General features: G+C 60.2%; 10 protein-coding genes. 8 read left to right on the top strand and 2 right to left on the bottom strand.

From position 1 onward, the window contains the following. Positions 1–52 precede the first annotated feature (52 nt). Together ACOVQ0_RS10745 and ACOVQ0_RS10750 are read left to right on the top strand one after the other, a co-directional pair. Positions 53–1927, top strand: a complete 1875-nt coding sequence (locus ACOVQ0_RS10745; protein ID WP_421884118.1) for a sensor histidine kinase — start codon at positions 53–55, stop codon at positions 1925–1927. 73 nt (positions 1928–2000) lie between these two features. Further along, positions 2001–2660, top strand: a complete 660-nt coding sequence (locus tag ACOVQ0_RS10750) for a response regulator (protein WP_421884121.1) — start codon at positions 2001–2003, stop codon at positions 2658–2660. Here ACOVQ0_RS10750 and ACOVQ0_RS10755 read toward each other — a convergent pair. After that, a complete protein-coding gene (locus ACOVQ0_RS10755; protein ID WP_421884124.1) occupies positions 2634–4517 on the bottom strand; it encodes an acyltransferase family protein in 1884 nt (627 codons plus the stop codon). The genes ACOVQ0_RS10750 and ACOVQ0_RS10755 overlap by 27 nt on opposite strands. 141 nt (positions 4518–4658) lie before the next feature. On the opposite strand from ACOVQ0_RS10755, the gene ACOVQ0_RS10760 reads away from it, so the two are divergent. The 5 genes from ACOVQ0_RS10760 to ACOVQ0_RS10780 all read left to right on the top strand — a co-directional run bounded on the left by ACOVQ0_RS10760 (position 4659) and on the right by ACOVQ0_RS10780 (position 8629). Next, positions 4659–4970 (top strand): FtsB family cell division protein, encoded by a 312-nt coding sequence (locus tag ACOVQ0_RS10760; protein ID WP_421884126.1) that lies wholly within the window; start codon positions 4659–4661, stop codon positions 4968–4970. 117 nt (positions 4971–5087) lie between these two features. Next, on the top strand, positions 5088–6659 hold the full coding sequence (locus tag ACOVQ0_RS10765; protein WP_421884129.1) for a phospholipase D-like domain-containing protein: 1572 nt from the start codon (positions 5088–5090) through the stop codon (positions 6657–6659). A 12-nt stretch (positions 6660–6671) separates the two neighbouring features. Beyond that, positions 6672–7286, top strand: a complete 615-nt coding sequence (gene folE / locus ACOVQ0_RS10770) for a GTP cyclohydrolase I FolE (RefSeq protein WP_168853736.1) — start codon at positions 6672–6674, stop codon at positions 7284–7286. A gap of 128 nt (positions 7287–7414) precedes the next feature. After that, entirely contained in the window at positions 7415–7864 is a 450-nt protein-coding gene (locus ACOVQ0_RS10775; RefSeq protein WP_421884132.1) for a hypothetical protein, read from the top strand. Positions 7865–7879: 15 nt separating this feature from the next. Further along, positions 7880–8629 carry a TorF family putative porin gene (locus tag ACOVQ0_RS10780; protein ID WP_421884134.1) on the top strand — a complete coding sequence of 250 codons (750 nt, stop codon included), beginning with the start codon at positions 7880–7882 and terminating at the stop codon, positions 8627–8629. 82 nt (positions 8630–8711) lie between these two features. Here ACOVQ0_RS10780 and ACOVQ0_RS10785 read toward each other — a convergent pair whose 3' ends face one another. Beyond that, positions 8712–9191: a peroxiredoxin gene (locus tag ACOVQ0_RS10785; RefSeq protein ID WP_421884137.1), complete on the bottom strand. Its 480-nt coding sequence runs from the start codon at positions 9189–9191 to the stop codon at positions 8712–8714. Positions 9192–9411: 220 nt separating this feature from the next. On the opposite strand from ACOVQ0_RS10785, the gene ahcY reads away from it, so the two are divergent. Next, positions 9412–10609 (top strand): adenosylhomocysteinase (gene ahcY / locus ACOVQ0_RS10790; protein ID WP_421884139.1); only part of this gene is annotated, 1198 nt, incomplete at its 3' end.

The following is a 10609-nucleotide window of genomic DNA, read 5'->3' on the forward strand; positions in this document are numbered from 1 at the left end:
ACGGGGTTAGTGTGCCGCAACGAAGGGGCGGGGGAAGATAGTGACTGTGCGCGTGAACTGGCGCCAGCTGAGCAAGCTGGTGGCAATGATCTGTCTGGTTCAGGCAATCTATTGGCTTCTTGTCGAGAAACCGCTGTTCCGGGTGAATGCCAGCGAAGCACCACCTGCGGTAGAGCAGGTCCGTACACAGATCGCCAGGCTATCTGCGCCGACGCTGGCCGATGCAGCGCGGGCGGATTTCAGCGATGTTGAACTGCCTTGGACGCATTGTTGCGATACCGCGATGTTTGCGGTTCGGGTCACGTTCCGGCTTGATGACGTGCCGCCCGCTGGCCTTGGCATGATTTCACAACTGCAGGTCGATAACTATCGCCTTTATGTGAATGGCAGCCTGCTGGTGGGTGAAGGGCGTATGGAGTCGGGCAACGGCACGTTTCATGGCCAGAAGACGTTTCTCACCCGAATGCCTGCAGGGCTGCTCAAGCGTGGCGATAATGTGCTGACATACATCACCCTGCGTGATGGCTTTCCCTATACCGATATCTTTCCGCCTCAGATTGGCGAGTTCGAAGCGATGCGCAGTTTTTCCGCGCGCAGGCTGTGGGCGCTCAATGATTTCCCCCGATATAGTGCGGGGCTGCTGGGATTGCTGGGGCTACTGGCCACGGTGATGGTTTTCCGGTCTGACGACTGGCGTTTTGCTGCATGGTTAAGCGCGCTGTGCGGAGCGTTCGTGGCGAATTACCTCTATGGCGTGGAACTTGCACCGCCGTTTGACGGATGGGGGCGGATGTTCGCGTTTTTTGCGATCAACATGTTCATTCCCACTGCGCTGCTTTGCTTTATCGATGCATGGACCCGCAGGCCGCTGGGTTGGCTTATGCCATTGGCACTGAGTATCTATCTTGCCGCAGCGGGGTATATCGCATGGCGCATTTACACCACGTCGATGCCGGATGCGTTCGATGTGCCTGCAATCGTGTGGATATGGATGCTGGCCGGGTTGAGCATTGCCACACTCGCCAGGCTATTGTGGCATTTTGCCCGCGCGCCTGAGGACCGCCTGACCGAAAGCGCCTTGATGTCGGTTCTGGCGGTGGCCACGCTGCTTGACGCTTTGTGCAACTTGTTCCCCGAATGGCAATTGCGCGAAGGCTATCTGATCAACGCCGCGCCATTCCTGATGCTGGCCATGCTCACTGCGTTTCTCGCGCGGAATTTCCGGCTGTTTCAGTCTCAGACTGCGCTCAACACGTTGCTACAGGCCAAGGTTGCGCAGCGCGAAGCAGAACTTGCCGTTGCTCATATGCGTGAGCAGGAGTTCGTGCGGCAGCAGGCCCACGATGCCGAGCGCCGCCGCATCATGCAGGACATTCATGACGGGCTGGGCAGCCAACTCATGTCGATGATGCTGTCGGCCCGGCTTGGGGAGGCAGAACCGGCACAAGTGGCAGAAGGGCTGCAGGCGGTAATCGACGAGATGCGGTTGATGGTCGATTCGATGGATTCAGTCGGGGAATCGCTGGAAGCTGCGTTTGCAACGTTCCGGGCTCGGATGCAGCCGCGCGTGGTGGCCGCGGGGTTGCAGTTGGACTGGTTTCAGGCGGAGGGGCTTCGCTTGCCCGATTATGGCCCGCGCGAAGTGCTGCAGCTTTTCCGTATCTTGCAGGAAGCGGTAACCAACGCGCTCAAACATTCCGGAGCGAGCCGCCTTGCTGTGGAAATCGGGCCGGAAGGTGACGGCGCGGTAGTAGTCAGAATATCCGACAATGGGCAGGGCCGTGCAATACCGGGCGTCGGAAGAGGGTTGGGCAATATGGCGCGACGTGCCGAAGCCATCGGCGCTGGATTTGCGCTATCATCTGCGCCTGGGGAAGGGACGCGGGTAAGCATCCATTTGCGGTATGAGGCGATTGCTGTTGCGTGAATCGTCTCCGCGCACGTTTGCCATGCCATGTCGTGGCATGGTGACAGGGCCTTTCGCGTGGTAGCTGAACTCCATGCCAGAACCTGCCGAACCCAAGATTGTCCGCATCGTCATCATCGAGGATGACCCGATGGTGCGGCAGTATTTCATGCGCATTCTTTCGGCTGACGAAGGCTTCGATGTGGTGGGTGTTGCTCCCGATATTGCCACCGGACGGGCGCTGATCGCGCTTTGCCCGGACCTGTTTCTGATGGATATCGGTCTGCCCGACGGCTGCGGATACGATCTGGTGCCGGAAATCAAGGCGCGCTCTGCGGCCAGGACGCTGATCATCAGCGCCTTTGGTGATCGCGACACGGTTGTCCGTGCGCTTTCCGCCGGTGCGGATGGATACCTGCTGAAAGACAGCACGCCTGCACAGGTGTTGGATGGAATTGCGATCACTCTTGATGGCGGCGCCCCGGTCAGTCCGGCGGCTGCGGTCTATCTGCTGGACCTGCTGCGCAATCCTGCATCTTCGCCCGTGGTTGAACCCCCACAAAGCGATACAGGGCTGACCCCGCGGGAAATGGACCTGCTGCGCGCTTTTGCCGCTGGTCGAAGCTACAAGGAAGCGGCGCGGGATCTTGCCATATCGCCGCATACCGTGGGGAACCATGTGAAGTCGATCTATCGCAAGCTGGAAGTTCGATCTCGCAGCGATGCGTTACGGGCTGCCGGGTTGCGCCGCTAGCCCAGCGGCAATCACCGCCCTTGCGCCGCTCAGGCTGAGATGGTGCGCATCGAAGTAGGCGGGGCGGCCGCCGACAGTAAGGCGCGACCGATCGCCGTTACGCAGTGCCCTAAGCGGATCGATTACGGTAACCCCCTGCTGCGCCCATCGGCCGTAGTGGACGGTCAGCCATCGCGTCTGCGCATGGTACTGCGCCAGACTGGCACCCTCTGACTTGTCCAGCGCGCTGCGAGCAGCGGCATGGGCTAGGTGACGCGGAACATCAAAATCTTGGGGCGGGACCGGACCGATCAGCACGACCTGCTTCCCCCCGGCCTGAAGCTGCGCAATTGTCTTGTCGATCAAGGCCGCCATGCCGGGTTGGTCATATGTCGGGCTGGCCCAGAAAGCGACAAGGTAGACTTGTCTGATCTGCGGGGATGACAGCACCTGCCGTAACGTGTTGGCGTTGCTTTGGGCGCAGCCGGGATCGTTGGCCACGCTATAGCCGATGACGGGCGGACAACTCGCGCGGGTTCGTTGCGTGATCGAACTGCCGTTGCGGGCCAGACGTTCGCCCAGCGCCCAAGCCAGTTCCACGCCGTGGCTATCGCCCCAGAGCATCGCCGTGGCGCTAACGGGCGCGCCCAAGGTGCAGGCAGGGCTATCGCCGCCCGCACTGTCGATGATGCAGGCTCCACGCTTGGGGCTGACATCGTGAACTGCGTCGGCCATCTGAGTCACTTGCGCGGGGAAGCGCGCAGGCCATCCGCCGAGCGGCAGTATGGCAAGCGATGCCGCGCTGATCACCCCCATGCCGCCCGCGCTCAGGATGAAAACGCGCCGCCGATCAAAGCGCTGCGCATTGCGGAACGGGCGTTCGACAAAACGCCAGCTTGCCCATGCCAAGACGAAGCTGGCCGCAATGACCGCAACCTGCCGGATGCCGCCAAGTGGCGCATCGGCGGCGTATTCTGCAAACACGATCAGCGGCCAGTGCCACAAATAGAGCGAGTATGACACAAGGCCAACGCCGACCAGAATCGGCAATGATAGCAGGCGCCCTATCAACGTGCCGGGGGCGAAGCGGATCAGCAGGACCGCACCCATAACGGGAGCCAGTGCGGCAACGCCCGGAAACACGGTGTTCCGGTCATAGCTCACCACCGACCACACGATCAGCGCCACCCCTCCAAGCGCAAGGATTTGCGCCGGAGCGCGACTGTCCTGTTTTGCCGGAGCCAGCAGCGCGAGCAGTGATCCGGCCATCAATTCCCATGCGCGGGTGGGCAGAAGGTAGAATGCAAACCCATCGGTATCGGCCTGCTTCCACACCGCCAGCGCAAAGCTGGCCAGCGCAAGCAGGGCCACGATCATTATGCGCTGACGTGGTGCAGCCTTGGCGCAAATCCACAGTACCGCCGGAAACACGACATAGAACTGCTCTTCCACCGCCAGCGACCAGCAATGCAGCAGCGGCATTGAATCCGCAGGGCCACCGAAATATCCGGTCTGGGTGAAGAACCAGACGTTGGCCATGAAGCCCAGCGTCATCAATGCGGATCGCGGCACACCGGCAAAGTCGGCAGGCAGATAGAGCCACGCAGCCAACCCCAGAACGACGGTGATCATCACCAGCAACGCTGGCAGGATGCGCCGGGCGCGGCGTTCGTAGAACTGCAGGATCGAGAATTGCCCCGCATCAATTTCGCGCGCGATGATGCCGGTGATCAGAAAGCCCGATATGACGAAGAATATGTCCACGCCCACAAAGCCACCCGAGAAACCCGGCAGCTTTGCGTGAAAGGCCAGCACGGGCAGGATCGCCAGTGCGCGCAGTCCGTCGATATCCCGGCGATAGGCGGCAGATGCAGTCATTCGCCGCAGGCTCTACCGACACAAGGTTAACCCCCAGTATCGCATGGGCCACTCACCGCTCGCCGCAGTTTGCGCTGGGGCGAATGCGGAAGGGGACTTTGCCGCTTGATCCGCAGAGTCTTTTGTGATTCAACAAAAATCATGAACACCCGCCGGTCGCCTCTGCTTCCCAAAGACAGCCTGACCCAGTCGCTTGCACTGCTTGCGCTGCTGGTTCTTGGTGCCATTGGCGTTGCCGGGCCAAGCGGACTGCTTGCGTGGGGTGAAAATGCCCGCGTGTTGGAGCAGCGGCAGGTTGAAATTGCCCAGCTATCGGCAGAGCGGGACAGGGTGAAGAACCGTGTCGATCTGCTCGATCCGCGCCATGCCGATCCCGATCTGGTGGGGGAACTGCTGCGAAGCAACCTTAACGTTGCGCATCCCGATGAACTGGTGATCCCCGTAGGCAACTGATATCGCCATCGTTTTTTCTCTATCCGCGCGTGCCAAGGCTGGGGGGCGGGCTGGCATGTGGGAACCCTTTGTATGTCTCCGACTTGATCCTACTTGATTGCAAGGGGGCATGATCGCGTGGCTGAAGGGGTGCCGGGATTGATCGCGAAAGATCAGGGCCAAAGCGAGTTGGCGAGCGTGCAGGATTTCCGGGAGGCCAACGGTTCCTCCGGTGAAGATACTGAACCGCATTCTGCATCTGTATGGCGCTATGCCCACGCCAGTCGCGCCCATGCTGTCATCGATGCTGCCGATTACTTTGCGCTGATGCGCGAAGCGATGATGCGGGCGCGGCAGCGGATATTCCTGATCGGTTGGGATTTCGATACGCGCATCCTGATCGGCGGAGGCCGCCGTTGGTGGAACCTGCCGCGCCGCCGCATATCTCCCGCACGTTTGGGGCCATTCATCGTCTGGCTCGCCACCCGTCGCAAAAAGCTCGATATTCGCGTGCTGAAATGGAACTTCGGTGCGTTCAAGGCGATTTTCCGTGGGTCGATGATGCTCGACCTGCTGCGCTGGTGGCGCCATCCCCGCATTGTATTCAAGCTCGACAGTGCTCATCCGCTGGGATGCAGTCATCACCAGAAGATTGCCGTGATCGACGATCGTTTCGCAGTGTGTGGCGGGATCGATATGGCGGGTGACCGGTGGGATACGCCCGAACATCTCGATGATGATCCGCGCCGCAGAAAGCCGGGCAGCAAGAAGCTGTACGGGCCTTGGCACGATTGCACCATGTTGCTTGAAGGCGAAGCTGCGCGCGTGTTGGGCGATTTTGGCCGAAAGCGGTGGGAGCAGGCCCGGGGCAAACCTTTTGCTCCCTGTAAGCCGCAAGAATCCTCGCCTTGGCCGTCGCGCATCGAAGCGGAATTCCGCGATGTGGAAATCGGCATTGCGCGAACACGGTCGCACTTTGCCGAGGCGCGCGAAGTGCGTGAGGTGGAAGCCCTGTTCCTCGAACATATCGCACGGGCAAAGCGGTTCATCTATTTTGAAAACCAGTACTTCTCCTCACGCAAGATTGCCGAGGCTATTGCCCAGCGGATGGCGGAGGCTGACCCGCCCGAGATCGTTCTGATCAATCCACAAAGCTCTGACGGATGGCTTGAGCAGACCGCGATGGACGGCGCGCGCGTGCGGCTGGTCCGGGCGATCGAACAGGTCGATCACAAGCGGCGCTTTTCGGTTTGGCACCCGTTCACTGCGGGCGGAAATCCGATTTACGTGCATTCCAAGCTGACCATCGTTGATGACGAGATATTGCGCATCGGATCGGCCAACCTGAACAACCGTTCGATGGGGCTGGACAGCGAATGCGATGTTTTCATCGATTGTGCGCGACCGGGAAATGGGCATTGCGGCGATCCCATACGCAGATTGCGTATTTCGCTGCTGGCAGAGCATTGCGGTATTCCGCCTGAACAGGTAGCGGAACTCATCGATCAGCATGGTTCGATGGCAGGGATGATCGCGGCTGCACCAAAAGACGGAAAGACAGTTCGCGCATTTGTCCCCCATGAACTGACTGAGGCCGAGCAGGCGCTGGCCGATAATGAGGTGCTCGATCCAGAGCGACCGGAGGAGATGCTCTCCTTCTATCGCAAGGGATTGTTCAGGAGCCGTTTTCTGAGACGGCCCGGCAAGTGAAAAGGGTGGTTGATGAGCAGTCTGGTTGGTCCTGACGAAGACGATGATCTGGCCCGAGGCAAAGAGCCGGTGCCGCAGGATGTGCAGGATGCAATCCGCACTTTGCTACGCTGGGCTGGCGATGATCCGACCCGTGAAGGCTTGCTGGATACGCCCAAACGCGTTGCGCGCGCGTGGAAGGAATATTGCCAGGGCTATGGCGAAGATCCGGCCTTCCATCTCTCCCGCCAGTTCGAGGAAGTGGGCGGTTATGACGAGATCGTGCTGCTGAAGGACATTCCCTTCCAAAGTCACTGCGAACATCACATGGCTCCGATCATCGGCAAGGCGGCCATCGCCTATCTGCCGCGAGACAAGGTTGTGGGCATTTCAAAACTCGCCCGCGTGCTGCACGGCTTTGCCCGACGACTGCAAATTCAGGAACGTCTGACGGCGGAAGTTGCCCAGTGCATCTGGGACAATCTCAAGCCGCACGGCGTGGCCGTGGTAATCGAGGCGAGCCACGCCTGCATGACCGCGCGCGGCGTGCGCACGTCTGGTGTGGGCATGGTCACCAGCCGCATGATGGGAACTTTCCTTGAAGACACGCGCAGCCGCAAGGAAGTGCTCAGCCTGATGGGTTACTGATCCGCGCGGGATATGTTCTGCTCGCCAGCAACGAAACATTACCGTTCAGTTGCTTGGTTGCACATCGCCAAGGGCCTATCTTGCAGGCGTCACCGGGAAAAAACCGGGACGCAGCAGGAGACAGGAACATGAAGACTTTGGCGTTTGCAGCCATCGGGGCAAGTCTCGCCTTTGGCGCATCGGCACAGGCGATGGAGCACAAGGTTGTGATCGAACACCCCGTCGGACCGATCGCAGCCGACTATTCGGGGGCGACCCGCGTGGAAATGCAGCAACTCGGTTCAGCCGGAGTAGGGGGGCGTCCATCGTCTCTTCGTTGCCAGTGGACCGTTTCACTGGAAGTCCAGCGCAGCGCACAAGTCGGGGCAAGCCTACAGGCCAAGCGTTCGATGACGCGCGACGATGTGCTGAAAGGAACCTCGCCTGGTTGGTGTTCCGAACGGGGCAGTGGCATTGACCGGATGGTCGAAGCGCGCCGCGATGATTTGCGCAGCGCCATGATGGCAATGGTAGCGCAGGATCGCGATGTTATCCTCGTTGAAGCTGATGGTGCCCACGCAAAGCTGCGCGAGGGTTAAGGAGATATGGACTAAATGACCGGTATTCATCGAGTTTCTGGGCTGGCTTTGGCTGGTGCGGTCGCAATATTCATCGCACCCTCATCGCAGGCGCAGTCGGTGGATGCCGGTGTGGAGGCCACGACCGATGAAGTGCGGCGCGGCCTTAGCTGGAGCGATGGCGAAGTGTCGGCATCCGCCGATGCGCGCGTCGGCTTTGGCGGTCTTGATGCTTCGGTGCGCGTGGCCGCACTGCGCAAATCGGATCGTCATGCCAATGCCGACGTCGTTGGCGATCTGGCGATTGGCAAAGACTGGGAAGCTGGGGCCTTTACCCTGCGGACCGAAGCTATCGGCCATGTGTTCGGCAATGCCGACAGCAACATGAACTACGGTGAACTGGGCCTCGGCGCGCGCTACACCATCGGGCCGCTGCAATTTGGCACGATGGCATGGTATGCACCCAAACAGGACAATATCGGCGGCGACAGCCTGCATTTGCGCGCTACTGCCGACGCTGGTCTGCCGGGTTTCCCGGTCACGGTCTTTGGCGCTGTCGGTTATACCACGGGCGATACGCGCGATGCCCGGTCTGCACGCTTGCGGCCTGCGGGTGACTATGCGGACTGGAAAATCGGGGCGGAGTATACGCAGTTCCCGCTGACCATCGGTGTCGATTATGTTGGAACCGATATCGATACGTCGAATGCGGTTTCCGTCTCGCCCTTTGCAGATCTCAAACATGCAGGTGACCGGGTGCTGGCGCGCGTGCGCCTATCCTTCTGATACAAGCCCGTCCTTCTGACACAAGAAAGCCCCCGTGTTTGCGGGGGCTTTCCTTTTCATCCGATTGCGGAGCGATCCGGCGTCAGATGTTTTCGATCATGTGTTCGGCAGAGCTGACCTTGAAGTCGCCCGGTGCTTCAACAAACAGCTGCTCGACCACGCCGTCGTTGACGACCATCGAAAAGCGCTGGCCGCGCTTGCCAAGGCCGAAGCCCGAACCGTCCATCGTCAGGCCAAGCGCTTCGGCAAGATCGCCGTTGCCATCGGCCAGCATGGTCACGTCAGACGAGCCGGAAGCTGCGCCCCAGGCCTTCATCACGAAAGGATCGTTGACGGCGGTGCAGGCGATTTCGTCGATGCCCTTGGCCTTGAGGTCGGCAGCCTTGTCGACATAGCCGGGCAGGTGCTTGGCCGAGCAGGTCGGGGTGAACGCACCGGGGACCGAAAACAGGGCAACCTTCTTGCCCTTGAAATAGTCGGCGGACTGGACGGCTTCGGGACCTTCGGCGGTCGCCTTGACGATCTTCACGTCGGGCAGCTTGTCTCCAACAGCGATAGTCATCCCCAATTTCCTTTCGTTCTGGCGAGGCGAGCCTGCCTCGCACCGGTATCGCCGCACGGATATAGGCGCGGCATTGCGGTCTGCAACCGGGCGAAGCGCATCGGTCAAAAGATGGCGATATAAAGAAAACTTTATATTAAGTTTGCGCAAGCGACCGCCAAACGCTATGGGCAGTCCAGAAACGTGCTTGCACGTATGTATTTCATCAGGAGACTGCTTCGTGGCCAGCGTGCTTGACGCCAAGAACGACTATGTGATCGCCGACATCGGCCTTGCCGACTTCGGTCGCGCCGAAATCAGGATCGCCGAAACCGAAATGCCGGGCCTGATGGCTCTGCGTGAGGAATTCGGCGCTTCGCAGCCGCTCAAGGGCGCGCGCATCACCGGTTCGCTGCACATGACGATCCAGACCGCCGTGCTGATCGAAACGCTGACCGCGCTGGGCGCTGATGTGCGCTGGGCGACCTGCAACATCTTCTCGACGCAGGACCACGCTGCCGCCGCTATCGCAGCAGCGGGCATCCCGGTCTTCGCGATCAAGGGTGAAAGCCTTGCAGATTACTGGGACTACGTTGGTTCGATCTTCGATTGGGGTGATGACCAGACCGCCAACATGATCCTTGACGATGGCGGCGATGCCACCATGTTCGCGCTGTGGGGCGCGCGCGTTGAAGCGGGTGAAAAGCTGTTTGAGCCTTCGAACGCGGAAGAAATCGAATTCGTTCGCGCGCTCAATGCTTTCCTCAAGGCAAAGCCCGGCTACCTCACTGAGTCGGTCAAGAACATCAAGGGCGTTTCGGAAGAAACGACCACGGGCGTTCATCGCCTTTACCAGATCGCCAAGGACGGCAAGCTGCCTTTCCCCGCGATCAACGTGAACGATTCGGTCACCAAGTCGAAGTTCGACAACCTTTACGGCTGCAAGGAATCGTTGGTTGACGCGATCCGCCGCGCTACGGACGTGATGCTGGCCGGCAAGGTCGCTTGCGTTGCCGGCTTTGGCGACGTGGGCAAGGGTTCGGCCGCTTCGCTGCGTCAGGGCGGCGCGCGCGTGATGGTTACCGAAATCGATCCGATCTGCGCACTGCAGGCCGCGATGGAAGGCTATGAAGTCGTCACGATGGAAGAAGCCATCAAGCGCTGCGACATCTTCGTGACCGCCACCGGCAACGAAGACGTGATCACCGCAGAGCACATGAAGGCGATGAAGCCGATGAGCATCGTCTGCAACATCGGTCACTTCGACAGCGAAATCCAGATCGCTGCGCTCGACAACTACAACTGGACGGAAGTGAAGCCGGGCACCGATCTGGTTGAATTCCCCGATGGCAAGCAGATCATCATCCTTGCCAAGGGCCGTCTGGTGAACCTGGGCTGCGCCACCGGCCACCCGAGCTTCGTGATGTCGGCCAGCTTCA

It is taken from the genome of Novosphingobium sp. (assembly GCF_049240505.1).
Classification (GTDB): domain Bacteria; phylum Pseudomonadota; class Alphaproteobacteria; order Sphingomonadales; family Sphingomonadaceae; genus Novosphingobium.

What these genes read in the sequence shown, in the direction of transcription:
- ACOVQ0_RS10785 (WP_421884137.1), bottom strand. Translation starts at nt 9,191, where the DNA reads ATGACTATCGCTGTTGGAGACAAGCTGCCCGACGTGAAGATCGTCAAG.
- ACOVQ0_RS10755 (WP_421884124.1), bottom strand. Translation starts at nt 4,517, where the DNA reads ATGACTGCATCTGCCGCCTATCGCCGGGATATCGACGGACTGCGCGCA.
- ACOVQ0_RS10760 (WP_421884126.1), top strand. Translation starts at nt 4,659, where the DNA reads ATGAACACCCGCCGGTCGCCTCTGCTTCCCAAAGACAGCCTGACCCAG.
- ACOVQ0_RS10780 (WP_421884134.1), top strand. Translation starts at nt 7,880, where the DNA reads ATGACCGGTATTCATCGAGTTTCTGGGCTGGCTTTGGCTGGTGCGGTC.
- folE (WP_168853736.1), top strand. Translation starts at nt 6,672, where the DNA reads ATGAGCAGTCTGGTTGGTCCTGACGAAGACGATGATCTGGCCCGAGGC.
- ACOVQ0_RS10775 (WP_421884132.1), top strand. Translation starts at nt 7,415, where the DNA reads ATGAAGACTTTGGCGTTTGCAGCCATCGGGGCAAGTCTCGCCTTTGGC.
- ACOVQ0_RS10750 (WP_421884121.1), top strand. Translation starts at nt 2,001, where the DNA reads ATGCCAGAACCTGCCGAACCCAAGATTGTCCGCATCGTCATCATCGAG.